This is a genomic window from Lactiplantibacillus plantarum, assembly GCF_014131735.1.
Classification (GTDB): Bacteria; Bacillota; Bacilli; order Lactobacillales; family Lactobacillaceae; genus Lactiplantibacillus; species Lactiplantibacillus plantarum.
This window is the reverse complement of sequence record NZ_CP039121.1, coordinates 2,240,942-2,267,070: the sequence shown is the minus strand read 5'-3', so window position 1 is coordinate 2,267,070 and position 26,129 is coordinate 2,240,942. Positions and strand designations below refer to the sequence as shown.

The 26,129-nt window shown below is 42.1% G+C and carries 38 protein-coding genes and 3 tRNA genes; 30 read left to right on the top strand and 11 right to left on the bottom strand.

What is annotated here, in order from left to right:
• Positions 1 to 169: 169 nt before the first annotated feature.
• From E5260_RS10730 to E5260_RS10705, 6 genes are all read left to right on the top strand, one after another.
• On the top strand, positions 170 to 748 hold the full coding sequence (locus E5260_RS10730) for a TetR/AcrR family transcriptional regulator (RefSeq protein ID WP_003641346.1): 579 nt from the start codon (positions 170 to 172) through the stop codon (positions 746 to 748).
• Positions 749 to 1,015: 267 nt separating this feature from the next.
• Complete coding sequence (locus E5260_RS10725) at positions 1,016 to 3,355, top strand: cation-translocating P-type ATPase (protein WP_024971402.1); 2,340 nt, start codon at positions 1,016 to 1,018, stop codon at positions 3,353 to 3,355.
• 248 nt (positions 3,356 to 3,603) lie between these two features.
• Positions 3,604 to 4,920, top strand: a complete 1,317-nt coding sequence (locus E5260_RS10720; protein ID WP_003641348.1) for a PTS transporter subunit EIIC — start codon at positions 3,604 to 3,606, stop codon at positions 4,918 to 4,920.
• On the top strand, positions 4,913 to 5,797 hold the full coding sequence (locus E5260_RS10715; protein ID WP_003641349.1) for an alpha/beta hydrolase: 885 nt from the start codon (positions 4,913 to 4,915) through the stop codon (positions 5,795 to 5,797). The genes E5260_RS10720 and E5260_RS10715 overlap by 8 nt, the downstream gene beginning before the upstream one ends.
• Positions 5,798 to 5,921: 124 nt before the next feature.
• Positions 5,922 to 6,800 carry a MurR/RpiR family transcriptional regulator gene (locus tag E5260_RS10710; protein ID WP_003644133.1) on the top strand — a complete coding sequence of 293 codons (879 nt, stop codon included), beginning with the start codon at positions 5,922 to 5,924 and terminating at the stop codon, positions 6,798 to 6,800.
• Between the two features lie 24 nt (positions 6,801 to 6,824).
• On the top strand, positions 6,825 to 7,601 hold the full coding sequence (locus E5260_RS10705; protein ID WP_003641351.1) for a GH25 family lysozyme: 777 nt from the start codon (positions 6,825 to 6,827) through the stop codon (positions 7,599 to 7,601).
• A 155-nt stretch (positions 7,602 to 7,756) separates the two neighbouring features.
• On the opposite strand, the gene E5260_RS10700 is transcribed toward E5260_RS10705, so the two are convergent.
• Positions 7,757 to 8,122 (bottom strand): DUF4828 domain-containing protein, encoded by a 366-nt coding sequence (locus E5260_RS10700; RefSeq protein ID WP_003641352.1) that lies wholly within the window; start codon positions 8,120 to 8,122, stop codon positions 7,757 to 7,759.
• Positions 8,123 to 8,465: 343 nt separating this feature from the next.
• Between E5260_RS10700 and E5260_RS10695 the strand changes: the two genes are divergently transcribed.
• From E5260_RS10695 to E5260_RS10680, 4 genes are all read left to right on the top strand, one after another.
• A complete protein-coding gene (locus E5260_RS10695) occupies positions 8,466 to 8,666 on the top strand; it encodes a cold-shock protein (protein WP_003638174.1) in 201 nt (66 codons plus the stop codon).
• Positions 8,667 to 8,852: 186 nt separating this feature from the next.
• Positions 8,853 to 9,860, top strand: a complete 1,008-nt coding sequence (locus tag E5260_RS10690; RefSeq protein WP_003641353.1) for a Gfo/Idh/MocA family protein — start codon at positions 8,853 to 8,855, stop codon at positions 9,858 to 9,860.
• Between the two features lie 12 nt (positions 9,861 to 9,872).
• Positions 9,873 to 11,207, top strand: coding sequence for a DEAD/DEAH box helicase (locus E5260_RS10685; RefSeq protein WP_003641354.1), 1,335 nt, complete (start codon positions 9,873 to 9,875; stop codon positions 11,205 to 11,207).
• Between the two features lie 47 nt (positions 11,208 to 11,254).
• Positions 11,255 to 11,327, top strand: a tRNA-Arg gene (locus tag E5260_RS10680).
• A 121-nt stretch (positions 11,328 to 11,448) separates the two neighbouring features.
• Here the strand turns inward: E5260_RS10680 and E5260_RS10675 are convergent.
• The 8 genes from E5260_RS10675 to E5260_RS10640 all read right to left on the bottom strand — a co-directional run bounded on the left by E5260_RS10675 (position 11,449) and on the right by E5260_RS10640 (position 15,575).
• Positions 11,449 to 12,630, bottom strand: a complete 1,182-nt coding sequence (locus E5260_RS10675) for a site-specific integrase (RefSeq protein WP_003641355.1) — start codon at positions 12,628 to 12,630, stop codon at positions 11,449 to 11,451.
• A 167-nt stretch (positions 12,631 to 12,797) separates the two neighbouring features.
• A complete protein-coding gene (locus E5260_RS10670; protein ID WP_003641356.1) occupies positions 12,798 to 13,112 on the bottom strand; it encodes a hypothetical protein in 315 nt (104 codons plus the stop codon).
• Positions 13,113 to 13,163: 51 nt separating this feature from the next.
• Positions 13,164 to 13,254 (bottom strand) — tRNA-OTHER (locus tag E5260_RS10665).
• 239 nt (positions 13,255 to 13,493) lie between these two features.
• Positions 13,494 to 13,586: transfer RNA gene (locus tag E5260_RS10660), tRNA-Trp, on the bottom strand.
• A gap of 189 nt (positions 13,587 to 13,775) precedes the next feature.
• Positions 13,776 to 13,976: a hypothetical protein gene (locus E5260_RS10655; RefSeq protein WP_003641358.1), complete on the bottom strand. Its 201-nt coding sequence runs from the start codon at positions 13,974 to 13,976 to the stop codon at positions 13,776 to 13,778.
• 11 nt (positions 13,977 to 13,987) lie between these two features.
• On the bottom strand, positions 13,988 to 14,764 hold the full coding sequence (locus E5260_RS10650) for a DUF4352 domain-containing protein (RefSeq protein WP_025015697.1): 777 nt from the start codon (positions 14,762 to 14,764) through the stop codon (positions 13,988 to 13,990).
• 64 nt (positions 14,765 to 14,828) lie between these two features.
• Positions 14,829 to 15,218 carry an ImmA/IrrE family metallo-endopeptidase gene (locus E5260_RS10645; RefSeq protein WP_003641360.1) on the bottom strand — a complete coding sequence of 130 codons (390 nt, stop codon included), beginning with the start codon at positions 15,216 to 15,218 and terminating at the stop codon, positions 14,829 to 14,831.
• Positions 15,219 to 15,248: 30 nt separating this feature from the next.
• Positions 15,249 to 15,575, bottom strand: a complete 327-nt coding sequence (locus tag E5260_RS10640; protein WP_003641361.1) for a helix-turn-helix domain-containing protein — start codon at positions 15,573 to 15,575, stop codon at positions 15,249 to 15,251.
• Between the two features lie 256 nt (positions 15,576 to 15,831).
• Between E5260_RS10640 and E5260_RS10635 the strand changes: the two genes are divergently transcribed.
• The 4 genes from E5260_RS10635 (at position 15,832) to E5260_RS10620 (ending at position 17,347) form a co-directional block, all read left to right on the top strand.
• Entirely contained in the window at positions 15,832 to 16,047 is a 216-nt protein-coding gene (locus E5260_RS10635; RefSeq protein ID WP_003641362.1) for a hypothetical protein, read from the top strand.
• Positions 16,048 to 16,129: 82 nt separating this feature from the next.
• On the top strand, positions 16,130 to 16,864 hold the full coding sequence (locus E5260_RS10630; RefSeq protein WP_025015698.1) for an ORF6N domain-containing protein: 735 nt from the start codon (positions 16,130 to 16,132) through the stop codon (positions 16,862 to 16,864).
• An 11-nt stretch (positions 16,865 to 16,875) separates the two neighbouring features.
• Positions 16,876 to 17,085, top strand: a complete 210-nt coding sequence (locus E5260_RS10625) for a hypothetical protein (RefSeq protein ID WP_003641364.1) — start codon at positions 16,876 to 16,878, stop codon at positions 17,083 to 17,085.
• A gap of 13 nt (positions 17,086 to 17,098) precedes the next feature.
• Positions 17,099 to 17,347 carry a hypothetical protein gene (locus tag E5260_RS10620; protein ID WP_003641365.1) on the top strand — a complete coding sequence of 83 codons (249 nt, stop codon included), beginning with the start codon at positions 17,099 to 17,101 and terminating at the stop codon, positions 17,345 to 17,347.
• On the opposite strand, the gene E5260_RS10615 is transcribed toward E5260_RS10620, so the two are convergent.
• Positions 17,342 to 17,563 carry a hypothetical protein gene (locus E5260_RS10615; RefSeq protein WP_025015699.1) on the bottom strand — a complete coding sequence of 74 codons (222 nt, stop codon included), beginning with the start codon at positions 17,561 to 17,563 and terminating at the stop codon, positions 17,342 to 17,344. The two genes, E5260_RS10620 and E5260_RS10615, sit on opposite strands and share 6 nt — an antisense overlap.
• A gap of 57 nt (positions 17,564 to 17,620) precedes the next feature.
• Between E5260_RS10615 and E5260_RS10610 the strand changes: the two genes are divergently transcribed.
• A complete protein-coding gene (locus E5260_RS10610) occupies positions 17,621 to 17,881 on the top strand; it encodes a hypothetical protein (protein ID WP_003641367.1) in 261 nt (86 codons plus the stop codon).
• A 593-nt stretch (positions 17,882 to 18,474) separates the two neighbouring features.
• Here E5260_RS10610 and E5260_RS10605 read toward each other — a convergent pair.
• The gene (locus tag E5260_RS10605; protein ID WP_003641368.1) at positions 18,475 to 18,765 is read right to left on the bottom strand and encodes a hypothetical protein; all 291 of its coding nucleotides are present in this window, start codon (positions 18,763 to 18,765) and stop codon (positions 18,475 to 18,477) included.
• A gap of 165 nt (positions 18,766 to 18,930) precedes the next feature.
• Between E5260_RS10605 and E5260_RS10600 the strand changes: the two genes are divergently transcribed.
• From E5260_RS10600 to E5260_RS10530, 15 genes are all read left to right on the top strand, one after another.
• Positions 18,931 to 19,134: a helix-turn-helix domain-containing protein gene (locus E5260_RS10600; RefSeq protein WP_003641369.1), complete on the top strand. Its 204-nt coding sequence runs from the start codon at positions 18,931 to 18,933 to the stop codon at positions 19,132 to 19,134.
• 12 nt (positions 19,135 to 19,146) lie between these two features.
• Positions 19,147 to 19,395, top strand: coding sequence for a hypothetical protein (locus tag E5260_RS10595; protein ID WP_003641370.1), 249 nt, complete (start codon positions 19,147 to 19,149; stop codon positions 19,393 to 19,395).
• 2 nt (positions 19,396 to 19,397) lie between these two features.
• A complete protein-coding gene (locus E5260_RS10590) occupies positions 19,398 to 19,598 on the top strand; it encodes a hypothetical protein (RefSeq protein ID WP_003641371.1) in 201 nt (66 codons plus the stop codon).
• A gap of 177 nt (positions 19,599 to 19,775) precedes the next feature.
• Positions 19,776 to 19,946, top strand: coding sequence for a hypothetical protein (locus E5260_RS10585; protein ID WP_003641372.1), 171 nt, complete (start codon positions 19,776 to 19,778; stop codon positions 19,944 to 19,946).
• On the top strand, positions 19,947 to 20,252 hold the full coding sequence (locus tag E5260_RS10580) for a hypothetical protein (RefSeq protein ID WP_003641373.1): 306 nt from the start codon (positions 19,947 to 19,949) through the stop codon (positions 20,250 to 20,252).
• Between the two features lie 19 nt (positions 20,253 to 20,271).
• Positions 20,272 to 20,964 (top strand): putative HNHc nuclease, encoded by a 693-nt coding sequence (locus E5260_RS10575; RefSeq protein ID WP_003641374.1) that lies wholly within the window; start codon positions 20,272 to 20,274, stop codon positions 20,962 to 20,964.
• Between the two features lie 49 nt (positions 20,965 to 21,013).
• Entirely contained in the window at positions 21,014 to 21,811 is a 798-nt protein-coding gene (locus tag E5260_RS10570) for a hypothetical protein (protein ID WP_003641375.1), read from the top strand.
• Complete coding sequence (locus E5260_RS10565; RefSeq protein WP_003641376.1) at positions 21,811 to 22,596, top strand: ATP-binding protein; 786 nt, start codon at positions 21,811 to 21,813, stop codon at positions 22,594 to 22,596. The genes E5260_RS10570 and E5260_RS10565 overlap by 1 nt, the downstream gene beginning before the upstream one ends.
• 135 nt (positions 22,597 to 22,731) lie before the next feature.
• Positions 22,732 to 23,034: a hypothetical protein gene (locus E5260_RS10560; protein ID WP_003641378.1), complete on the top strand. Its 303-nt coding sequence runs from the start codon at positions 22,732 to 22,734 to the stop codon at positions 23,032 to 23,034.
• A gap of 2 nt (positions 23,035 to 23,036) precedes the next feature.
• Positions 23,037 to 23,348: a hypothetical protein gene (locus tag E5260_RS10555; protein WP_003641379.1), complete on the top strand. Its 312-nt coding sequence runs from the start codon at positions 23,037 to 23,039 to the stop codon at positions 23,346 to 23,348.
• 79 nt (positions 23,349 to 23,427) lie between these two features.
• Positions 23,428 to 23,643 (top strand): hypothetical protein, encoded by a 216-nt coding sequence (locus E5260_RS10550; protein WP_003641380.1) that lies wholly within the window; start codon positions 23,428 to 23,430, stop codon positions 23,641 to 23,643.
• Between the two features lie 70 nt (positions 23,644 to 23,713).
• The gene (locus E5260_RS10545; RefSeq protein ID WP_025015700.1) at positions 23,714 to 24,124 is read left to right on the top strand and encodes a YopX family protein; all 411 of its coding nucleotides are present in this window, start codon (positions 23,714 to 23,716) and stop codon (positions 24,122 to 24,124) included.
• Positions 24,114 to 24,272: a hypothetical protein gene (locus E5260_RS10540; protein WP_003641382.1), complete on the top strand. Its 159-nt coding sequence runs from the start codon at positions 24,114 to 24,116 to the stop codon at positions 24,270 to 24,272. The genes E5260_RS10545 and E5260_RS10540 overlap by 11 nt, the downstream gene beginning before the upstream one ends.
• Positions 24,273 to 24,344: 72 nt before the next feature.
• The gene (locus E5260_RS10535) at positions 24,345 to 24,770 is read left to right on the top strand and encodes a RinA family transcriptional regulator (protein ID WP_021732015.1); all 426 of its coding nucleotides are present in this window, start codon (positions 24,345 to 24,347) and stop codon (positions 24,768 to 24,770) included.
• Between the two features lie 328 nt (positions 24,771 to 25,098).
• A complete protein-coding gene (locus tag E5260_RS10530; protein ID WP_003641384.1) occupies positions 25,099 to 26,082 on the top strand; it encodes a hypothetical protein in 984 nt (327 codons plus the stop codon).
• Positions 26,083 to 26,129 lie beyond the last annotated feature (47 nt).

Here is a 26,129-nt window from a genome sequence, read left to right as displayed (position 1 = left end):
TGTTTGAGTCAAATTTAGCGTATTAAATTAAATAATTGTATTTATTGGTCAAAAAACACCCACAAAAGCCATCAATTGTATTACTTTTGATAAAAGTATGTATTTCATCTCGGTTTTTGACCAGTTTGGGTTATAATGATAAACGAAATAAACCGATAAATGGGGGAGCATGATGGTAAAGAGAAGAACACTGACACAGGCAAAAGTATTAGCAACAGCTAATCAGTTAATTGAAAGCAAGGGAATTAACGGATTAACAATTCGGGATTTAGCGTTAGTTTTGGATGTGCGGCCGCAATCGATTTATAATTATGTTGATAGCTTGAGTGATTTATTAGATCAGGTTGGCCTCCAATTTGTTCAAAATGTTGCGGATCGTTTAACTGAAACAATCTCAGACGTTGACGGTGATGAGGCTTTGATGGCATTTGCTCAAGAATTCCGGGCGGCCTGCAACCAGCATCGGGGGTTGGCACCGTTATTACTTGACTTAAATGATAACCTAAGAATCCCACGGTCTCGTAAAGCAATTGTGCAGTTATACCAAGATATGTTTAAACCATTACAATTGGATGATTCGGCGCGGGTGGAGAATACCTTGTACCGTTCCACGTTGTTCGGATTCATTATTCAAGAGATTGGCGGCTTCTTTAAGATGCAGGGGACTGAACTTGATGAACGGTTCACGAAGGTTATGCAGTTAGCGATTGACCAGACACACTTACCTGCTGATAAAACGAAAAAATAATTTAAGATTCAGTGCGGCTATCTTAGCAGATAGCCGTTTTTTTTATAGGTTAAATTCGCCAATATTTAGCAGTAAATGGGGCGTAATACAATAATCTTTGCTAAGGCTGAAATCAAAATCAATAATGATTTATTGAAGTAATTTTATGATCAATCGTAATGAAAATCTTAATTCTGCATGGTAAACGCTAAATTAGGGCGTTATTTTGGCCCCAGGCTTAAAAAATCGTTTACAATAAGGTTAAAGTTAATTTTAAGGGGGCCCACCATGTCGGAACGTTATTTATCAGCAATTGAACACGGGTTAACGACTAAGCAAGTTGACCAGCGCCTGACAGCGGGTCTAAAGAATGAGCCGTTACCGCCCTTAACGCGGTCTGTTAAACAGATTTTTCGTGATAATTTGCTAACACTTTTTAACTGTATCAATGTTTTGTTAGCCGGATTAGTCTTTTTGACGGGAAGCTATAAGAACATGCTGTTCTTATTCGTGGTCATCGTCAACACGGCCATCGGTATTTTTCAGGAGATTCGTGCCAAGCGTCAGGTCGATAAGCTGGCATTATTATCGGCCACTAAGGTTCAAGTCCGCCGTGACGGTCAAACGGTGGCGATTGGTCAGGACGAAATCGTTCAGGATGATTTACTATTAGTGACCCGTGGCGAGCAGATTCCTGTGGATGGGCTCGTGCGGGCGACCGCTGGATTAGAGGTCGATGAGTCGCAGATTACTGGTGAGGCTGATCCGGTTATTAAGGGGCCGGGTGATGATCTGGTTTCTGGGAGTGTCATCCTTGGTGGTCACGGAATCGTGCAGGCAACGCAGGTTGGTCACGGCAGTTTTATCAAGCAGATGGCGCGAGCAGCTAAGCAAAAACGGCGGACGCCAAGTCAACTGTTAACGATTATCAATCGAATTATCAAAATTTTGACTTTTACGATTATTCCACTAGGTGCTGGACTGTTCATTTCCACTATGATGCGGGGTGAAAGTCAGAACCGGGCCATCCTCGGGACGGTGGCCGCGATGGTCGGGATGATTCCGGAAGGACTGGTGCTGTTAACGTCAGTCGCTTTAGCTGCTGGGGCGTTCACTTTAGGCCGGCACCAGGTATTGGTGCGGGAGCTACCCGCCATTGAAGCACTGGCCCGGGTCGATACGTTGTGCCTCGACAAGACTGGAACGATTACTAGTGGCAAGTTAGTTTTTGAACGCGTTGAGCCGTGGAACCAGCATGATTTGACAGCAGTGGAGCACCGGTTAGCTGCGTTAGTCACTGCCATTGATGATGATAATGAAACGGCCCGGGCCATCAAGACTGCTTTTGGTCAGCCGCCAGTGCAAGCGACAGAAGTTCTTCCCTTTTCTTCAAGTCGTAAGTGGAGTGGGGCTGCGTTTGATGGTCACGCTTACGTTATGGGCGCACCGGAATTTATTTTTACCACGGTACCCGGCGAGTTACAGTCTCGCATCAAAACGCTCGCGCAACAAGGTTATCGGGTATTAGTGTTAGCCGAAGTGGCCGCCTTAACGACGCCCAAACCGACTCGACCGATGACTTTGGGATTAATTCTGATCACGGATGAGTTGCGGCCACACGCTAAGACGACGTTTGGTTTTTTTGCTAATCAAGACGTCGCCCTAAAAGTTATTTCTGGTGATAATCCGGTGACGGTCGCTAGTATTGCACAACGGGCTGAAATCAAAGACGCTGATCGGCTGGTTGATATGAGTCAAGTGGGGACTACCCCCGACTATGATCAGCTAGTGACTAATTATACGGTGTTCGGTCGAGTGACGCCGCAACAAAAAGAGCAACTAATTAAAGCCTATCAGCGCAACGGCCATACCGTAGCGATGACTGGTGACGGCGTTAATGATTTGTTGGCGCTGAAACAGGCGGATTGTAGTATCGCGATGGCGAGTGGGAGTGAAGCCACGAAGAGTTTGGCTGATTTTGTCTTAATCGATTCGAACTTTGATGCGATGGTGCAAGTGCTGAACGAGGGTCGCCGCGTTATCAATAATATTGAACGGGTCGCCGCGCTCTACTTGATTAAGACGATGTATTCGGTCGCTCTGACGTTGATTTTTATCTTCATGAGCCACAGCTACCCGTTTGAGCCCATCCAATTAACACCGATTTCATCGTTGATGGTTGGTATTCCAACCTTTTTCTTGGCGTTACAGCCTGATTATACGCGAATTACCGGGCGCTTTATGAAACAGGTGATGGAGATTGCCGTTCCCGCGGCGATCTGCGTGGTCGGCTATATCATGGTCATCATGGTGTTAGGTAATAAGTTCCAGCTGAATTTCGAAACGACCGCGACATTGAGTGTGTTGATGACCGGGATCTTTAGTTTAAATGCGTTATTGATTGCAGCCCGGCCGTTGAACCGGTTCAAAATTGGGTTAGTCGTGTTAATGGCAACACTGTTCGTCCTAGTCTTTTTGTTTGCCGGCCGAATTTTCTCATTGGTTAATCTATTAGATTGGTCGTTAGCTGTGATTTACCTACCACTGATGATCAGTGCGTATCCGGTGTTCATTGTTCTGCAAAATGGCTTAGGAAAACGCGTTCTCAGTAAGATCAATTGGCGATAATCAATCAAATTCAGGTCACGGGGCCACGCTGCAATTGCGGCGTGGCCTTTTTTGGTGTGATCGGGTCGCCACGCTCCCGTCTCAGTATAAGCCGCACCGTTGCTGACCAATCAGATTAAATTAACAATCCGATATAAGCATGATTGATACCAGCATAGCATGTAAATTTATAACAGATTTTAATAGGCAGTAGCGTCTAAAACGGCTTATAATGAAGTTCAGTAGATTACTGGAATGGGGGCAGTATTGTGTGGCTTGATGAACAACGGTTAATTCAACGGTTAGTGCCGCGATTGTTGCGGTTTCGGCAAACTAACTTTTATCGGATTATTCAACGGACCTTGATGTTGACGTTCCCATTCATTTTGATCGGGACGTTCAGTCAGATTATTCAGCTGACCGTGTTGACGAAAACGGGGTTTATTGCCAGTATTTTTCACCTGTCAAAATGGGTCCCGTATTACCGTTACTTACACTATCCGTTTGATAGTTTAACAACCTTGACGCTCAACGGTGTGGCCGTAGTGGCAGCGTTTGGTGCAGCAAAATACCATGCCAAACTCAATCAGCGCGATGACCAATTAGCGGGATTGACCGCCGCGATTGCGTTATTGATCGTGGCTTATCAGTATACGAATCAAAACCAAATTGGTATTTTTAACACTTTATTGATCGGGACTAACGGTCTAACGGGCGCATTGATTGTGGGTGGCTTGACCGGCCTGTTTTTCAAATGGTTCAGCAAGCCGGTTCCGGCACAAAGTAGTCCGCATACGGCCGATATCTTGACACGGACTTTCAGTTCACTACTTCCAATGGCCTTAATACTAGTATTGGCCGTGCTAGTGAGCCTCGCTTTGAACTGGCTGATGATTATTACGTACTCTGCTGAAAGTTGGTCGGCATTTCAAAAGTACGCAACGACTAGTCACAGTCTGTGGCTGACCTTTGGCATGGCAGTTGTGACGCTGTTGTTAGAAATTCTTGGACTAGCTGGTCCGTACCAAGAACGCTTGGTGACCAACAGTGCGACAATGACGGCCAATTTGAATTATGCACTCACACATCACTCGGCGTATCACGTGCCGTATCCGTATACGGCCAACACGTTGTATCACGCATTTGGGACGTTTGGCGGAACGGGGATGTTGCTGGCCTTAGTGATTGCCATTTATATCGGTAGCAACAATCATAACTACCACGTAGTCGCGCGGTGGAGTCTATTACCTGCGCTCTTTAATAGTAATGGACCGCTACTGACAGGCTTACCAGTTCTATATAATCCAATCTATCTAATACCATTTGTGCTTGCGCCTGTCGTAAATATGGGACTGGCGGCGCTGGCAATTGGGTTTCATTGGATTCCACCCGTGGTTTATCCGGTTCCCGTGGGTACGCCGGGACCGTTGATTGCCTTTATCGGCACTAACGGTAACGTGGTGGCACTTTTACTTGGTATCGTTGATTTGGCACTATCAGTGGTGATCTATTTGCCGTTCATGCGGTTGGCGGAAACCATTGTGCAGGCGGCGCAAGCACAGGTGGGGGGTGCTAAGCATGTATAATCGACCTAATTGGCAGCGACGGCGGCGAAGTCTGTTAGTGCTTGTATTAGGCTTACTGTTTCTGGGCTTTTTGATTCAGCCCTCATACCAGTGGACGAAAACCAACGTGGCTGCGATGGCAGGACGCCATGATTCGCAGATGTCACCAATTATTATGATTCCCGGCAGTAGTGCGACTCAGAATCGGTTTGACACCTTAGTCAAGCAACTTAATAAGGCTGATCATCGTCGGCATAGTTTAATTAAGCTGACCGTGATGACGGATGATACGATTAAAATGACGGGGTCGTTGCGTGCCCGTGATAACGAGCCAATCATCGTCGTTGGCTTTCAAAATAATCGTGACGGCTATGATAATATTAAGCATCAGGCCCGTTGGTTCTCACTGGCCTTTAAGAAGTTGGCTGCCAAGTATCAATTCAATAATTTCAAAGCAATTGGTCACTCGAATGGTGGTCTGATTTATACGTACTACTTTGAACACTATTTTAATCGCGACGATATTAAGGTCAAACGAATTATGACCATTGGCTCACCTTACAATTTCTCAGAAGCTAATTTGAATCATAAGACACAAATGTTAGCTGACTTTATTAAGTACCGCGATCGATTGCCTAAGTCAGCGACAATGTATTCGGTCGCAGGTACCGAAAACTATGATTCAGACGGTCTTGTTCCAGCGCGGAGTGTCGAGGCTGGCAAGTATATCTATCAAGGGCAAGTCAAGCATTTTACAGAGATTACGGTTACTGGTACGAATGCCCAGCACTCCGATTTACCTCAAAATGCGCAAATTGTCACGTTGATTAGAACTTACATGTTGGATAAGCCGAAACAGACTCGTAAGGGCTTAGTATCGACGGGGACTGTCGAATGAGCGGCAACGAGGTTCAGTCGTTGTGGACTGGACAGTGTTCAAGAGTTTGTGACGGTGGCACCTGTGAGGAAGTTTAGGGTGTTATTAAGAATTGTGGTAAAATTTGGTCATGGAGGTGGCCGAAATGTCCACACAATCACCAGTACATCGCAATCGGGTCCTGACTTTAATTCGGTCTTATTATCCGAATTTAAGTGTGACGGACCGCAAGATTGCTGACTATATTATTGCCGACCCAATTAAAACGGCGGCTCAGTCGATTTCAGACTTGGCTGCCGCGGTTGGCGTTTCAACGGCCACGGTTTCACGGTTTGTCAAACGGATTAGTTTTAGTAGCTTCCGTGACTTCTCACGTGAACTAACGGCGGCCGAACCGATTGAACAAACTAATGCGGAAGCTTTTCAAGATGTCGAAAAACAAACGACTTTCAAAGGAATTGCGGAATCAACATTCAATAGTATTCGTAGTTCGCTAGATCAGACAAGTCAGGTAATGACGGAAGCAGATCTCAAGCGGGCGGTGGAATTATTGCTAAATGCTCGCTCGATTGGCTTTTATGGCCTCGGGGGCTCCGCAGTCGCTGCCTTAGATGGGTATCATAAGTTTGTGCGCACCGGTATTCCGTGTGCCCATAATAGTGACTATGATATGCAACTGATGCAAGCGGCTCAGATGAATGCCAGTGACGTGGCAGTGGTTATCTCACATACCGGGCGTAATCAGCAAACACTACAAGTGCTAGCCACCCTGACTTCACAAAGTGTGCCAGTGATCGCTTTAACTAGCTTCGGTAACTCGCCCCTGGCTAAGGACAGTACCGTTGCCTTTATTTCAGTTGCAGAAGAAATTAACTATCGTTCGGAAGGGCTGACTTCGTTGATTGCCCAGATGAGTATTATCGATAGTCTCTTCTTGATGACTGCTGTTCATGGCAATATCGAAATGGCAGAAAGTCTTGGCCGGGTTCGCGAGGCCATTAGTCAAACACGAACGGAGCTTTAATGCTGTAGGCAAAGGATTGATGAGATGACAAAGCGGCAACATTATCGACCAGTATACGCAAAAACGCGGTGGGCGCGGTGGCGTTATCGACTGGGCTGGTTATTAGTTCTATTAGTAATCATTGGCAGCGTTTGGGGCGGCTTGGCTTGGTTACGTTGGCGTAGTGACGCTGTCGTGAGTGGGTTTGATGTCCGTGGGGTTGCTGTGTCACAAAATGACGGTTATTTAGATTTTGCGGCCTTGCAAAATGATGGGCTCAAGTTTGTCTATTTACACGCTACTCAAGGAGCTAGTTATACGGATGATAACTTTGCAAGCAATTATGAACGAATCGTTGGCACAAGTTTAGGTGTTGGCGTAATCCATACGTTTAGTTTTTCATCGACTGCTGCGGCCCAAGCGGCCTATTTCGAGAAAACGGTCGGGGATAGCATCGGCAATTTACCAATTGCGATTCAAGTGCAATACTACGGTGACTACACGGACCAGACGATTGCGGTTCGAAAAAGTCGTGCCAAGCTTAAGGCATTAGTGACCACGTTGACCCAGGATTATAATCGCTCCTGCGTCGTATGGTCAACGCCCGCAGTTGCCAAGCAGATCGTTAAGCCCGCACTAAAAGACACTGACTTATGGCTGGACACGGCGAAGACCCACCAACAGGGACGACGAGTGATGTTTATGCATTATTCCGATCGCGCCGTTTACCGCCAGAACGGGACTCGTCAAGAGTTCGCTGGAATTCTATTCAACGGTAGTGTGACAGCGTACAATAAAGTTGTGGCGCAGGGCTTAAATTAAGGCCTAATCCTTGAATAACTTATTTCGCAAATCAAATTAACAGCTTATTAGCTGCTAGGCTGACTAAAAATAAGTCGCAAGTTCAAGACTCTTCTTGAACTTGCGACTTATTTTGATGGCGACCTATTAAAATCCTTAGGACGTCACTAGCGTCATTAGGTATTTGGCGATAAGATGACATAACTGCGATCATCGGCTTCGTCAAAGAGGGTTACAGGTCGTTGCTCATTAGCCCGCACCTCAAGGTGAAATCCATATTGATCAAGTAAGACGAGCGCACTCGATGAGATGGATTCGACGGTGGCTGGTACCGAGCGCCCGTCGATGCGAATCATCATGTTGGGATCAATCTCCAACGTGTGGTCCCGGTGATGAGCCTCATCACGATAGGTCCAAGTTCCCGCGTAGAAAACCGCTAAGTCACCGTCAGCGATCGTACTAGGGTGCCGTTTGTGGAGTAGTGTACTAGAAAGTCCTGCAAGTAATGATAAACCAAATAATATTGCGCCACGCCGCTTCACTGGATCAACCTTCTTTCTGAATAAATCTATAGTTAAAATATACCACTAAAACGGCGTTAACGTCACGTAATAAGTGGATTCTTATTAAAGCCTTTATGTCACTGTTACCTGCGGGTAATGAACGTAATATTTTATCAATTTCGGAAGGGCGGTAACTAATTTTTTTGAATTAATTTGTGTTCTGATTGGAAATTACTGGGTGAGTGTGTTAATCTATATAATGTGATTGGCATTTATGTGAAGTTTTAAAGTATCATTTAATTGTGTTACCGTAAATTCTTTATAGGTGTTAATAACATGTGTTAGTTACTTTTTATTTTTATATCCTAGGAGGATTTAGTTCATGAAAAATGGTACTGTAAAATGGTTCAATGCTGATAAGGGTTATGGCTTTATTACTGGTGAAGATGGCAACGATGTATTCGTTCACTTCTCAGCTATCCAAACTGACGGTTTCAAGACCTTAGAAGAAGGCCAAAAAGTTACCTTTGATGAAGAATCAAGCGATCGTGGCCCACAAGCTGCTAACGTTGTTCCTCAATAAGCTTAGCTTTTAAAAGGGCTGCCCGTGTGGCGGCTCTTTTTTTATGCGCAAAATAGCGGGTGACTTTTGATCCTTATGGCCCAACTTAACGGCGAAAACTGGTAAAATAGAACTATAAACTAAACGCACGAGTAAGCGCCACCAATCACGACTGGTTGACTAGCGCCGTTGAGAGGAGTCAAATCGATGTTAAAATTAGGAATTATCGGAACGAATTGGATTACGCAACAATTTATTGATGCTGCCGCTGCCTCTGGTGAATGGCAATTGACGAGTGTTTATTCCCGCCATGCTGAGACCGCGCAGGCTTTTGCCGCCAAGAATCATGCCGATGAGACTTTTACGGATTTAGATGCATTTTTCAGTCGGGGTAGTTTTGATACGGTCTACATTGCGTCACCAAACAGTCTGCATTTTGCCCAGGCTAAACAAGCAATCGCCTATGGTAAGCACGTCATCGTCGAGAAGCCAGCCGTGGCGAACCAACAAGAATTTGAACAGTTAGATGCCGTTTTAAAGGCTCACCCTGATGTCCTATTATTTGAAGCAGCACGCCAGATTCACGAAGTTAATTTCCAACGCGTCAAGGATCAGATTAAAAAGTTATCCTTAGTTCAGGGTGCGACGTTGACTTACATGAAGTACTCGTCACGGTATGACGCCGTCTTGGCTGGTGAAGAACCGAATATCTTCTCGTTGAACTTTGCCGGTGGGGCGCTTCAGGATTTAGGTGTGTACCTGGCCTACGATGCGGTCGGCTGGTTCGGCATGCCGGAAGAGGTGGCTTACTACCCAACCTTGATTCGAACGGGCGTTGACGGTAAGGGTGTGGCTATTTTACGCTACGCTGACTTTACGGTGACCTTGAACGTTGGTAAGACTAGTAATTCGTTCTTGCCATCTGAAATCAACGGTCTGCGCGACGCTATTGTGATGGATAATCCTGCTGAACTTGGACAAATCACTTATCAAGATAAGGATGGTCAGGAGCATGCGATTGGGGCGCAACCCGATACCAATCCAATGCTGGCCGAGGCGCGCGACTTCGCAACCGTTATCAATGACCCAAGCAATCACCAGACGGAATACTTAGCTTGGCGGCAACTTAGTCGAAATGTTAATAAACTATTATTTAATTTGCGGCAGTCAGGGCACCTATATTTTACGGGTGAAGCCCCTGATACCGATAAATAGAAATGAGGCACTATGTTAGACGTATTTAAAACTAAATTTGCGGCGGCGGGGTTCACCGAGTTGTCGCCGATTCAAACGGCAGTGGCCGAGCCACTTGCAGCTGGTCAATCGGTGTTAGGACTCGCACCAACGGGGTCTGGTAAGACCCTAGCGTTTACGTGGCCAATGCTCGAAGCGTTGCGGGTCGGAGAAGGCACGCAGGCACTGATCTTAGCGCCATCACAAGAACTCGCAATGCAAACAACCAACGTGGTGCGCGAGTGGGGCCAGTTGATCGATGCCAAAGTCCTCGCGATTACGGGGGGGGCTAACGTTAAGCGGCAGATGGAAAAGCTCAAAAAGCATCCTGAAGTAATTGTTGGGACGCCGGGGCGGATTACTAACCTGATTGCGGATGGTAAGATCAAGCTTGGGCATTTGAAGATGATGATCGTCGACGAAGCCGATGAATTACTGACAGATGAAACCTTGGATCAGATTCGTGAAATTCTCGACGCTACATTTGCTGAAACGTTACAATTAGGCTTCTTCTCAGCAACCGAAACTAAAATTTTAGATGAGTTGCCACGCTGGTTTGGTCAGCATGTTGAAAAAATCGATGTGCGGGCCATTGATCAGACCCAGGGGGTGGTTCGGCACCGGACGATGCAAGTGGGTAATCGGCACCGGGTGGACTTACTGAAACGGATTAGTCGTGTTGACCATATGCGGGCCCTCGTTTTCTTCAATAAGATGCAGGAACTCCAACATGTCGCCTTAGAATTACGACACCAGCACGTGAGTTACGTTGCCTTGACCAGTAATCAACGTCAGGTTGAACGTGAAAAAGCGTTGCGGTTATTCCGGCAAGGCAAAGTCGGGCTGTTGTTGACCACTGATTTGGCGGCTCGGGGTCTAGACGTGCCTGAATTGCCAGCTGTGATCAACTATCAGCTACCTAAAGATGTCACGACTTATATTCACCGGAGTGGTCGGACAGGCCGCATGGGTGCTGATGGACTAGTCTTGACGTTCGGTGACGACCATGATGTCCGCGACTTTAAGAAGCTGATGGCGACGACCGACTATGAAATTAAGCCGGGTTACTTGGTTGATTATCATATTGTTGATACGAAACCAGATAAAGTTGTTCCACCGTTAACGTTCGACCATCCAGAAACGGCTGGCAACGCGGCTAACGGTCGGCACCGGGTCGTGAGTGCTGGTCACCCAGATGAGGTTAAACGAGTGGAGACGAGCCGGAAGCGGCCCGCTGCGGCAACACCTAAAAAGAAGAAAGGTCACAATAAGCATTCTAAGAAAAAAGGGATGCGCAAGAAAAATCGTGATCGCTTTAGCAATCAGTAATTGCCAAAATGCACAATCCGTGAGATGATATTTTACGGATTGTTAATGGCCTCATAGCACAACTGGATAGGGCACCCGCCTCCTAAGCGGTTGATCCCGGTTCGAGTCCGGGTGGGGTCATATTTATATCAAACTAACCGCTTCGTATCAGCTTAAAACGTTGGTATGAAGCGGTTTTTGTTTTTGGCAAAACGCTGAAAAACGGTATAAAAGGATATTTTGGTGCACATTTTGGTGCACATTAGGCGTTTTTGTAAGATTTGTGCACCGACTTGTGCACCAAACCGTCCATCGAACTTAGAGCCACAAGGGCTTTGCTCGTCTCCTTTTTTTCCATTTCTCGTAAAAGGTGCGAGTAAACACGGATGGTTGTAGAATAATTAGAATGACCCAATCGTTCAGAGATATAGTAAATTGAGACACCTTTGTAAATCAAATATGAAGCGTGTGTATGGCGCAGTCCGTGAAAGGTAATGTCTTTAGACCCAATACGTTTTAAAACTCTGTGAAGCGTCTGATTTGCGCTTGTGTTGTCCGGTACACGTCCATACTGATTAATAAATATCAAATCAAGTGGATTATCAATTCCTAGTTCTTCTAACTTTATAATCTGCAGAGCGTGAAAACTTTTTAAAATATCAGCTAAGTGATCAGTAATTTTTATTAGCCGCTTGGACTGTTCGTTTTTGGTATCAGCGAATCCATTTCGTTGTAATGTATCCCAGGTCTTATTGATTCTCAGAGTTTTGAAATCAAAAGAGAAACAATCCCATGTTAGACCGGCAACTTCGCTGTAACGAGCACCAGTTTGCAAACTAACCAACGCCATCAGCTTAGTTAAATGAGCAAACGTTAAGTCTGATTCAAGCGCGCGAGTCAGCTTTTCCGCATCTTTACCGTCTAAATATTTCATTTCTTTAGGCTTTTCTGGGCGCCCACTAATTTTAGTGTGCGCTGTAAAATTGCGCTTAATAATGCCATCATCGATAGCATATTGGACGGCTGACTTAATTTGCACGTTAACTTTTTCGGAGCTGCTAAGCGAACGAGGGCTTCGACCTACAGGATTAGCATAATCGTTTAGAAACTTCTGATAATCGGTGCGTGTTATTTCATCTAACCGTTTGCCCGCAAAATAATTATTAACAATTCCAAGTGTATACTGATAACGTAGGCGACTGGACTTTGCTAAAATTGGCTCCTTATAAGTCTGATACCATTTTAAAAAGTAATCCGTAAATAGTTGCTTACCTAATCTTGGATTTATACCATTGCTAACATCAATTTCATTTTGGTTAGCCCATTCTTGGGCTTCACGCTTAGTTCGAAAACCACCTTGATTGATAAATTTACGATTCCCTAAATCATCGTAATATGAAACACGCGCATTCCATTTTTTACCACGCTTATTAATACTTGCCATTTATATTTCCTCCTTAAATTTCACCTAGGCGGGTAGAATTTTAAGGACTTACAGGCATCACCTCCTTAGTTGTGATAATATTATGTATGTAAAAAGAGCGGAGCAATCCACTGGTTTTTATTGGTAGCACATCTTACTTCTTGGCGGGAGGGGATGTGCTTTTTAGTTTAATTAGATTGAAACTTTGACCAAATTTTCAAAATCTTCTTAACTTCAGCTGGTGCAGTTTGATAATCAAAGCGATTTGCATCAAACATAAAGTATATTGCACCAAAATTAAATGTTCTATCATAGAAACCAGTGTGAAGTATATACATACCATTTTCTCTAAGATATTTGTAAACAGGAGCCATGTGTTTATCAGTGTTTCCCGTATCATTAAGCTTTGGAAAGGTGGCATCTGTCATAATGCCATGCACTTCCATGTAATCTAAAGCTTCTTCTTTTGTTTGAAGTATTTCGTCAGGATCAAAATATGTCATATTAATCACCCCCAAACAAGTCAGCTTTTAATGACATCAGTATTTGGTCAACGCGAGCGGCAGGAGTCGGACCTACGTGATGCTTGTTGAAAGCAGAGAACCTTGTATGACTTTTGTTGTTCTACCGTTGAACTACGCTCGCATGTTAACAGAAGTTTCAATAGATGTTGTAAAAAGTTGTGTACATACCAAACAATCCCACGATGATGGCAACTATTAATTTGAGGGTTATTATAAACATGTTGTAGGGGCTGTTATGATTTGTTTGCAGAAGTGTATCCACAACTAAGTAAAGAGATAGTACTATCAATCCCCAATCTAATAGTTTTGTGATATCAATATTCATAGGTGCCTCCATAATTATTTGCTATTAACGTACAATGCGAGCGGCAGGAGTCGAACCTGCATAGTAGTTGTTAAGAGCGGGGGACTCTATTTTGGAGTGGACATGTTCTACCGTTGAACTACGCTCGCATGTTGCCCGCTAGGCTGGTAGTGGGCAGGGTGCTATTTTCGCTTGTGATTCCAGTAAACTAACATGACGACTAGCGCTATGAAGCAAATGATGCCAATTGCAATTGTAAAGTCGAACACGTGTGTGCTGTACGTTCCTACATACAATTCCATAGCTTTTACCCCGATTAAAATATATTTATACTAGTTCTACTTAGCATGTTTATACCCGGCTAAGCCGATAAAATATAATATCGCGATTGGCACCCAAATCACCATAACAATTGCTTGTGAAGGAATCCAGGTTGCCAGGATAAATAGTACGGCTAATATTGGCAAAAAGATGTGGCCTAGTGTTCCTAATATCTTCCATAGTGCTAGAAAGATGACGATCATTATTAGTAGTCCCATTACAATTACTCCTAATTAATTAAGCTTGATAGTGTTGCTTCTTTAACATTACTCATAGGAATTTTGACTGTACTATGTCCACTCAACACATCTGATGAATTGGATTCTCCAGTTCCGTCCTGTATTTTAAAAATAAGTGGATTTTTGTTATTCACTAAGTTAAATGCTTCATACACGACATTCTCTGATTTTCCGGGTAAAATTGAATGTTTTTGAAAACTAAGATCTTGGTCCGTAAGTTTAGCAGTTGCATCGTTGTATAGTGCATTTGGATCGTCAATTTCATGGTCGTCAGATAAATTTTCTTTAGTAGAATCGCTATTTTGGTAAACAGTTAAGCCTAAACTAGCGTCTTCGTTATTTCCTGTCTGAATACTATCAGCTGAGCGTGTCTTTTTAGAAGTATTGGTTATTTTTGCTATCACAACCACAACCCTTTTGCCCGTCGCTGTGTTATCGTCATAGGTCGGTACTTTGGCAACATGAGTAATTTCGACAGTTCCACGTTTAGGAAAGATCGCTGTTTTACCGACAAACTTTGCCTTAGTCTTATCAATTTCTTGTGCTTGAACTTTATCATGCGCTGCAAGAATTAGTTTTTCGTCACTGGTTAATTTTCCTTCTTGAGCGTGTTCAGCAATTTTACTAGTGTATTTTTTGTTCAGTTGCGATGTGGTTTCTTTTTTTAGGTCACTATTTGAACTTGAAGATTTACTGCTAGAATTCCCACATCCTGCAAGTAACAATCCCCCTAATAAAACAGAACTGGCCATAATAATTTTTCTCATTACAATAATTCCTCCAAATTTCCCAGCTTTTACCGACATCCGTATCTGGTCTGTAAGTTAACTTCTAGTTACTAACATTAGTGCGGAAGGCGTTAACGACATCATCTTCTAATCGTTTGGGTATACCAAAATTTTCCATAAACGGCATGACACTATTGTCAGCATACGTATCAACTTCGCTTAAATAAATTGGAATAAGTATTTTCAATGCTTCTAAATTAGCCATGCGCTCATATTTAGATTTATTGCTAAAACTAGAAAAATATAATATTCCTTCATCATGGTTGATAACGTGGCCTAATTCATGTGCCATTTGAAAGGCGATTTCAGACGGATTGTGCCATTTTAGGTTAATTAGAACGATGTTATTTTCCGGTTTGGCTGACGACGGAGTGTATGCATCTAGTTTGTCTGTTAAGATGCAAGATATTCCATGATCCCAAGCATACTGCATTAAACGCTTGATGTAGATATTCAAATATTATCAGTCCTTCCCACCGTTTAAGATGCGTTTGATGTACTCCATATCTTCAGGAGGGATAGGCTTACCCTGATAGGTCATAATATAGTCGTCATCTGTAATATCAACTTGTTTGGGCTTCATTGAAGTAGAATTGTCATCCGTTTTGCCTAATAAGTAATCAACAGAAACATTTAAAACATCGGCTACGGAAGCCAAAGCTTTAGGGCTTGGATTACGTTTTTTCCACTGATACATATAATTTGCGCTTATCCCGGCTTTACGTTCAACCTCAGCAATTGAATATCCACGTTCTTTCGAAATTGTTTTTATCCTGTCAAACAGCGTCATGGTAGAGTTCCTCCAATGATTGGCAAGATAATTCTACAACATGTATAAAAAATAGTTGTAAAAATCTAAAACATGTTGTAGAATTATCTTTGTTAAGAAATATTGTTAACAAATTAGCAAAACTAAAAGAGCTTATTAATCATCTTGGCGGGCGATAAATAAGAGCTTTGTAGCTATTTCGTTATGTCTATATATTAAGACATGTTATAGACTTTTGCAATATCTTTCTTAATAAATATTAAAAGGAGGCAAACTGATGTTTATTCGTATGGAAACAAACAATAAAGCAGAAGCGATTAAATCGTGGCTGGCAAATCATCGCCAGTTAGAAAATCAAGGGACTATCGCTGATCATTTCAAAAAATCAATCACTTTTGTAAATCTTGCGTTGAATAAAAAGATAACAACAAACGGTGCAGAGCGATTAGTTAATGAAGTGTATGACTACCTTGTTAAAAAATACAAAATCTAAGGAGGACTAGCAATGAATCAAATTACACCATTTAATTTCGAAGGCAATCAACATTAATCGCAGAAAGAAAGGAATGATTCACATGCAAGAGGTACAACAAGTTAAATTTAACGGAGATCTAATTTTAACTACTGAACAGTTAGCCGAATTTTATGGAACAACCTCACGACGCATTACTGATAATTTTAATGCTAATAGGGACAAATTTATTGAAGGTACTCATTATTTTCATTTAGAAGGTAGCCAACTGAAACAATTTAAGAACCAAACCCGAAAAACGGGATTGGTTAGTGAACACGCCGGTGCAATTAATTTATGGACTAAACGTGGTGCTAGCCGGCATTCTAAAATGCTTGGAACTGATCAAGCTTGGGACATGTTTGATGAGCTGGAAGAAAACTACTTTGACCCGAAACAGTTTGCACTACCAACATCACCGAGAGAGATTGCCAGATTGGCGCTGCAAGCCAATGAGGAAACTAATCAGCGCCTAGACAGTGTAGAGGGCGATGTGAAAGACCTCAAAGAGAACCAAGTTATTCCAAATCCTGAATACAGCGCACTTAGCCGTCGAGTTAACCAACGGGTGTCGGAAGTGGCTCACAGTTATGGGCATATCACACAGAAACAGCGTGGCGAGCTGTTTAAGGACATTAACGGTGGCATCAAGAAGATTGCTAACGTGAGCGCTCGGTCAATGCTACGCAAGAAGGACTACCAGATGGTAATGGACTTCATTAATGATTGGGAGCCGTCTACAGCAACTAAGACGATTATTCGGCAGACGTCACTTAGATTAGACAAACAGCCAGCATAGGAGGCAAAACAATGGAATTTGAAAATGTACGTGAAGCACTGAAATTCTTGCTTGAGTATAACGATGCGACATTGAACCCTAACCTTAAATCTCGGGTTAACGGTGGTGAGTGGTCGCCAAGCACAGTTAACGAAGTTCAAATGGCAAACTATGACGCTTTAGCACAAGCAGCGGACATGCTTGGTATGAGCGACCTTTACTTAAATGAACAGCCAGCATAGGAGGATTAGCAATATGGAATTAGTAGATGCACTAAAAATGGCAGGCAGGAATGGGAAGATCGTTCGAGCTAGTGATTTGAAATATGATTCAACTTACTACGTTCAAGCGACTGATACAAAAGGAAGATTAATTGCGTTTACACATGGTGAACAGCTTTCGGTTTGTTGGGAACCAACGTTCACAGACTTAGTTGCAAACAATTGGCTAGTAGTTCAAAAAGGTGACCCTTACCGTGAACAAGGGTCACTAAAAAACTTATAGAGGGAAAGATGTATTTAGACTAATACGCTTTATCTTTCCATTACCGTATCCGAATTGTAAGTATCCCTTATCCTGTAAAGATTTCAAAGCGTTCGTCAAAAGACTCTCATCATTAATTCCTAATTCGGATAGGAGACCATCAATGCTAACTGGGCCGGGCAAATGGCTTGGCGCATGCAAACGAATAGCGGCAATTAAGTCTTGTTCATTAACCATATTCATCACCTCGATTAATTGAACTAACAAAATTATACACCGAAAGGAGTGACCAGGATGGACAGTTTGATAAGTGCTTTGTCGAAGCTTTTTACGCAAGCATATGAACAAGGAATCGCGGACGGCCGTAGTCAGCAAGCTGTTGATCATAAAATGATTGGACGTAAAGATTTCTACTCTGAGTTTGGCATTAAGGTTGATACATTCGACAAGCACTATCGCGACAAAGAAGGATTCCCAAAGCCAGAAGAAGACGGAAAATGGTACGCCCCAGCAGTCGAAAAATGGTTATTGAATCATCAAAATTTAAGTGATTAAAACCTAGGCGGGTAGCTGATGATTCAATTCATAAGGAGGAATTGCCATGGTAGAAGTAGCAGTATTAACTTGGGCGTTAACAACCGTGTGGTACAAGCGCTGTGAGATTAAACATTGGTTTGGTATTTAAGGAGGACACTGCAATAGCAAGAGTACTAAATAAACTGGTATGTGTATTATGGATAATTCAAAAGGACCTCCACATTATTGCAAGTAACATGGGGGTCCAGAGTAAGAATAGAGACTAGTGCTTTTTAATCCACGTTTTGACATCGTCCGTGAAACCGTGCCAAGCAGCTTCACCGCTTAGCTTGGCCACAAAAAGTTTGTCATTTTCATTTATATATTTTACCAAATGATTGCGTATGCTTTTTGCAGACAAGCCAGAAGTTATGCACCAACATGAATGTGTTAAGTTGGCCCATCCGCCAAAAGATTTGATGGCAGTTATTAATTCTTCATAATTTTCGGAAGAACTTTCTAAGTCATAGCTGATTAAATATTTAATAATAATTCGCCTCGATTAATTGGAATAAATAATTTTTGTTTTCGAACAATCAAATTGAAAAAAGACAATAAAAAAATAATGAATATTAATTATTGTCATCTTCATGGGCTAAGGCATCTTTAAAATCATCTATAGTATTAAACCATGCAGATCGTGATCCGGAAACATAGTCAATAATAAATAGATGGTCATTTTCATCTAAACAGGGTTTTATAGTGTCTCTTAATTTTGCAGGAGTGAGAGAAGTATTTACCATCCAAAGTGATTCTGTGATTTTTCGGTGAGTAGAAAAGTTTTTTAATAATTTGTAAAGGGCGTCGTAGTGTTGGCCTCTGTTTAACAGTTCAAAAGCAACGAACTTACTGGTTTCATTCATATTTTAATCACCTCAATTATTAAAGACATACTAATTGTAACGCTATAAGGAGTTATACGCCATGAACATTATTTTGATTTCGCATGTTCTGACCATCAATTGTGAATGATTAGAAAGTAGTAGTCATAAGTTAGCAACATGTTTGAAATTTAAGGAGGAAACAGCATGCAAACAGATTTGCCAAAGCAAATGAATTACAAGCAAGCACTAAAATTTTTCAACATTGGTTCTTATAACACATTGTATTCGTTCATTAAAAAGGGACTTAAAGTTACACAGATAGGTGGTGTTAGAAGGATTGATCAAGATGACGCAAATGAGTTTTTAGAAGCACATAAAACTCAAGTAGGCAGTGAAGGTGCAGAGTAAGGAGGAAATGATATGTATGAAGAAGACATTGAGCACGCGTTAAGAGCACGTAAGTATAACGCGATTCGTGCAGATGAACGTGAGCTGATTAATGCTATTGCTTATGACACAACCGGAATTATTAAAAGGCACCCGCGTCTTTACTATTCAGAAGAGTTTATTGCTGAATTACAAGAACACGATATTAATGTTTGCGAGCCAGATGAAGAAAACGACGATGGATGGACATTTACATTACCACCAATGTATCGGGAGGAATAACCATGAAAGTTCATGTAGGTGATCGAGTGAGTTACAAGGCAGAGTATAGTTGTGGCCAATTAATACGAGAAGCCGGCGTTGGTAAAGTAGTAGATATTAAAAAAATTCCGTTCACATTGCGCACTCAAAAAGATGTGGCTGTAGTTGAACAAAATGGACAGCAATTCGAGATTATTACCAATGGTATTCAAGTGCTCAAGTAGGAGGAATGATCATGCAAAAAGTATCAGTTTTATCAGTTAACAACTGGAAACGAGCGCAAAAAAGCCATCGCTAGTATTGGCTAACGATGGACTAATGGAAAAAATGTTCAGCACCAACATCTACTCTATTCCAAAGCAGTCTCGTTTGCAAGTGCTAAGAAAGCGAGGACGGTAGTTATGGATAGTCCATTACCTTACAAAGAACAACAGGATTGTATTTTTCATGGTATTACACGGATTGCATCAATTGATCCACAAGAATTAACTCCAGAATTACAGCAAATTGAAAATAATATGGCGATGGCATTTTGCTTGAACCTGTGGATGTTTAATAGGGGGCTGAAATAAATGGTGGACTTACTATCTGAATGCCAATCATTTGAAATGAAACTTAACCGTGTAGAAAAAAAGTTATCTGCGGCCACAAGCGCTGCTGACTTTGCCTACAAGGCGGTACAGGCACGTCAAAAAATTGTTTCGTTTGACGACCTGGACGATGAGGAAAAGATTGCACTGTTTAACGAATATGACTGGTTGTTATTAGAACTAGAAGGTTACTTAGGTGGATTGGAACAGCAATTTGAAGATGCGGATGAAGGCTTGTCTGGCGGAAAATTTTTGCTGGAGGCTTTAAAAGATAATTCGGTGATATAAATTAGGCAGAGGTGATCGTGTGGAACTGCTACCGACTAAGTTAATTGAAAAAGATGGTGAGTGGTATCAGGTTCAGAAGCTCACCCATAAGCCTAACCTTGACCATGTTGAGACGGTAAGTGGTTCTGCTGACGAATACTACACGTACTCGGAATTAGCTGACACACGTAAAGCTAGGCCACAACAGCGACGCTTGTTCTTCGCGTTGCTTAGTGACATCTATACGTGGTCAGGCATGCCGACTGACTTCTTGAAAAACTTGTTTTATTTGCAGTATGAGACATACACGTTTGGCAAGCAGATTAGCCTGTCAGACACCACAGAATCGTCTGTGAGCGATGCTAACCAATTACTCGACCTAGTCATCGACTTCATGTTTGAGTGGCACGTGCCGCTCAAGGAAGGCTATAAACTATTACCACGTGAGCAAGAGTATTACCTGTTCCAATGTTGCCGCCACCGAGTTTGCATGATCTGCGGTAATCGTGCTGATATCCATCATGTAGACGTTATTGGAGCCGGCTTGAACAGAACACACGTTGACCACACCAAACGGCACGTTATGGCATTGTGTCGAGTCCATCACAGTGAGATTGAGCAAATTGGCTCCGTGGCATTTAGTGCAAAATACCACGTCCCGGTAGATGGCATAAAACTAGATAAAAAAACGTTAAAACGAATTGGCTTGAAAGGTAAATACAGCAGTGACTAATACACCGGGTAGGTGGAATGCCTACTAGTAAATAAGGGAGGATTAAGAGATGGCACAGAGAAGAATGTTTAGTAACCGTATAACTGATAGCGCTAAATTTTTAAAGATGCCGTTGAGCAGTCAGGCACTCTATTTCCATTTGGGGTTGCATGCGGATGATGATGGTGTTGTAGAAGCGTTCTCGGTTATGCGGCAAACTGGTGCAGTTGAGGACGATTTGCGAATACTAGTAGCTAAGAATTTTGTAAATGTTTTAAACGATGACTTAGTTGCCTATATCACGGATTGGAACGAAAATAATCGAATTAGAGCGGATAGAAAAGTGGATTCGATATATAAGGACTTGCTATTAGAAGTCTTGCCAAACATAGAATTAACTGAACCAAAACCACGTGCTGACACGGGTAAGGCTACTGGACGTCCAATGGACAACCAATGGACGGGCAATGGACCGCATAGGTTAGGTAAGGATAGGTTAGTAGAGGTTAGGTTAGGTAAGGATAATAAAGATAGTCACCATTCGACAAAACCGAATTATGACCCGTCTTCTCAGCCATACAAAATTGCTAGTCATTTGTTGACCAGAATTAAACAACGGCAACCTGACTTCAAAGAACCAAACTTACAGAAATGGGCTAATGATATTCGATTGGCACACGAACGTGATCATCGTGATTATGAAAAATTAGATTGGCTAGTAGATTGGTCACAGGATAATTCATTCTGGCAAGCAAACATTTTGTCGGCAGGAAAGTTACGCAAGCAATATGACGCACTCATGGGTCAGGTTAAACGTGATCACCCGACTAACGTTGCACCACAGACACGAGAGGATTGGTTTGGCTAATGGAAAATGTAACGAAGCTATTCAATCAAGCCACGATTCAGAAAGTAGTAGCGGCTAGGGGAATTGATACAACTAAGTTGCCAACCAAAGAAGAATTAGATCATCAAACGATTGATCGGGCGAATGCGGGCGTAATTGCTAACCGAAAACGGTATTACTATCGCATGTCAGTCTGGTCTGGAGGCGTGCCACTACGATTTAGCTTTAATGATTGGCAGGTTGATAAACAGCCTAATCAAGCTAAAGCTAGAGAACTTGGTAATCAAGCATTTAAGTTAGCTAGGCAATTAGAGACTAACCAGTTCAACGTAGCACTAGCAGGCGGACCTGGCGTTGGTAAAACATCATTAGCGCTAGCAATCATGTATCAGCTAATGAATGCAGGACAGACAGCAATGTTTGTCTCAACAGCTGAGTTGCTACGGCTGGTTAATGAAAAGTATGAAGCACCGGATGTACGTCAACGTTTACTATACATTCTAAAAGGCATGCAAAACGTTGATGTTCTAGTTTTAGACGATTTTGGTACTGAAGGTGGTAAGCCAACTGAAAAGGGGTTCTACAAGCCAGTACACAAAGATTTGCAGACACTGATGTATCAAGTGGCGAATGCGCGTTGTGATTTTGATCATAACGAAGTCAAACATATAACCATCATTACGACTAACAACACACGTAAGCAATTAGAAAGTATGTATGATGGCAGAACAATCGACCGCTTATATACCAAGGATACTAGCTGTCAATTGCTGTTTGACAACATGGAAGGAGTCAGAAGTGTATGAGTTGTGAATTATGTCATGGTAGTAAAGTTGTTCAGCAACCACTTGGGAGTTATGGTTTCACGTTTGGACCATGCCCAAATTGTACGAATGAGATACATGATCATTACGAGCAGGAGATTGAAAGGAAGTTAGCCTATGGCGAGCAAAAATTGGCCTAAAGAACTAGAAGTAATTCATAAGCTAGAAGCGAGATATGGCAGCATGGATAACGTGCCTGAGAGCAAACTAGCTAACTTGCATAAGATGCCTGGAATTAAGACCGTATCAGGCGATTACACGGAGATTACGCGTACCCAGTATAATGCCATCAAATTAGTCATGGAAGGCAAGCAGGGTAAAACTAGGACGTCTCGGGAGCTAAAGAACAGTAACGTTTGGCTGGAAAATCGTATTCGTGCGATTGACGAAAACAAATACTACATTACGGAGGACAAATAAGCATGATTGATATGAAAATTGACCAGTATCATCTGACTAGTGACAAATACGAAGTTAAGGTTAACAAGATGTCAGTAGACAGTCAGGGCCACCCAGTAACTAGCTATGATGATAAGTCTGGCATCAATCGCCTAGTAGAAGCACCCCTAGCGCATTGTAAGAATGTCGAGGACGCATTGCACTGGCTTCGTGGGTATTTAATCCGGACCGGTAGTGAACGTATTACAACAGTGGATCAGTTAGCCAGAGAGAGTCGTAAAATTGAGCGGCAATTTGACACGTACATTAAAGAGCGTGTACCGGAAGGACTGTGAGTTATGCCTAAACACACTAAGAAACGTTCAACGATTAAACGGAAGCACCGGCGTTTGAAGCGTTCGGGGAGGGATATAAATGTTAATTGATGTAACACGTGTTAAAAAATATAACGCAGCTTGGAATCATGTTATTAGTATTGATGGCACGCCTGTTGCTATAACTAAGTCAGCTAACCGAGCTAATGAAGTAGTGGCTTATTTGATGGGAAATCAAGCTGATTTAAATGATGGCACGTTTATTAAGCAATTAGATAAGCACAAAAATAGTCATGGGAGGATTGAAAATGATTGAATCAGATGAAGTAATAGAATGGTTCTTAAGCCAATTGGTACAGGCCTGCTAGTGATAGGAGATGGCGACGATGATTAAGTTTAGAGCGTGGGACAAAGCGACAAGTAGCTATCGTAAGGTGCTAGAAATTGAGTTTTACCCTGACGGCGAGTTAAAAAAAGTCAAAGTAGCAGGCCTTCAACGTAAAGGCGCAATAACACCTGACAAGCTGGTGCTAGAGCAGTTTACCGGCCTGACAGACATGAGTGACAAAGATATCTATGAAGGCGATATTTTACAGCCAGTCATTTCTTACACTAAGAGGAATATTGGCAAACCTTTTGAAGTTAAGAAAGGCAATTATGTATACGGTAAATGGATTGCTAAGGATGTTTTTAGCAAGGAATTTGGCGTAGATGGGTACTATTTCAGTAATGAAATGCGGCTAATTGGCAACGTACACACTAACCCGGAACTATTGGAGGAAAAAAATGACAATTGAGTATGAGTGCCAAGATATGTTTTCACACGAGGTCATCGCGACGTTCGACACCTATGATGAAGCCAACAACTTCATGGACGCAGCGTATGACATGCCCGACTGGTGGACGACACCAGCAATGACTATTGTGAAGGTATTGTGGAGGTGACTAATGACGAGCAATGATACGAAGCGGGACGTGTTCGAAATATTGCGGAGTTGAGTGAAAGGGGAATTGGTAGTGAAACGAACGACGATTAGAAAAGTTGAAGATATTCTACGTGACTATCCCAAAATTGACAAGTATATCGAGAAACGTGAACAGGAATTACGTTATCCAACTGTACCTCGTGATGATAATGTCGGAGGTGGCAAAGCACAATACAAGTATCCAGATACGGCGTTAAATACGCTCATTACAATTGACGATGATCGGCGCATTAACACATTGAAGCGTCAGCGAGAAGTAATTGATGATTGTTTAGACGGCGTTGGCCGTGATACAGAAGTAATTATAAATGAGCTATATTTTAAGAAACACCAGCAGTACACAATTGACGGATTAATTGCAAATCATATGATAAATGTTAGCCGTCGAAAAGCATTTGACTTAAAGAAAACTTTTATCAACGATTGCGCTAAGGGGTTTGGATTGTACGAAATATAAAAACGTGCACTAATCGTGCACTTTTGACCCCTATAATCGTGCTAAATTGGTAGTATGCCAAATGTGATTGACGTGCATGACGTAATCCTCCAAATTACAGACTGGTAATCGCTGTGGGCTAATTGGTAAGCCACAATGGAATGTAGGTTCGAGTCCTACCGGCGATATTCAGATATATAATCGAGACTAATAGCTTGGTTTCGAATATATGTTCTGATGATGTTTATTTATCCACATATATTATTAGTTATAGGTGATAGTCTATTGAACTATTACCTTTTTTGGTGTTTAATTTTAATAACTAATAAATATACGATAGGTGAATATTATGATTTCAAATACAACTCAAAAAAAATTTGATTTTTTTGCCATTTATCGACATACCTCTTTAGCAAATAAAGACGGCTTTGACGAAAATGGTGATTGTTTTGACTTAACACCGATTGATATGGCACTCTTAGATAGATTTAAAATGGATGAAACTAAACTAAATTTAGTAAAGCTTGGGCAAACGCTCTTTGCAGGTATCACACATATCCGTTTGATTTATTTAAATGGTACTGTTGGAAATAAACGGGAAGAAGAAACATTGTCCCTTGATACTGAACATGTTTGGGTTTTTAATATTGAAAAGGCTAATACCCTTGATAAGGCAGTAATTGTTGATATTAATGAATCTGTTGGAAATGGAAGGACTGAGTATGGTGATGATCCCGATGAAGGGGCGGCGAGAGATACTGTTGTTTGTTTCAATCCGTCAAATGGTGTTATTGTAGTACCACCACGTTCAGCCATGGGTGTAAACATGTTGGAGCGTTTCTTTACCCATATCACAACTCCTAGGACCACTGGGCTATATGATGATGTGGTTCGTGACTCAACGGGAACTGGAAATATAGCCCACTTGAGTGGAATAAATGAGATTGATCTTCGAGTCAGTAATTTGTCGGATACTGTTAAGCATGGGAATGTGAAAAAGGCCATAGAGTTAAGTAGTCATAAAATGTCATTAAAACTCTACGATGGAGGATTCACAGTTGCTGAAGCTGCAGACTATGTGAAGAAACTATTTATGCGCCAGAAAAACAAAGAAGTTGTTGTTGAAAAGCTGCTTATAGATGGTGAATACAATGATACTCACCAACTGATTGATTTAGTAGATCATCGAATGATTGCAACTGTTGATGTACCAACGAATAGAAATGGAAAAGTTATTGTGGATGCTATGATGGATGCAGTATATAGTGCGTACACTTCTAATAGAACTAAGCTGGATATTAGTCATGCAGTGAAAGGTGGGAATGGTGTATGAGATTTATAAGACGGCATTTCTTTTTACTATTTGTAGGGATAGTCGTC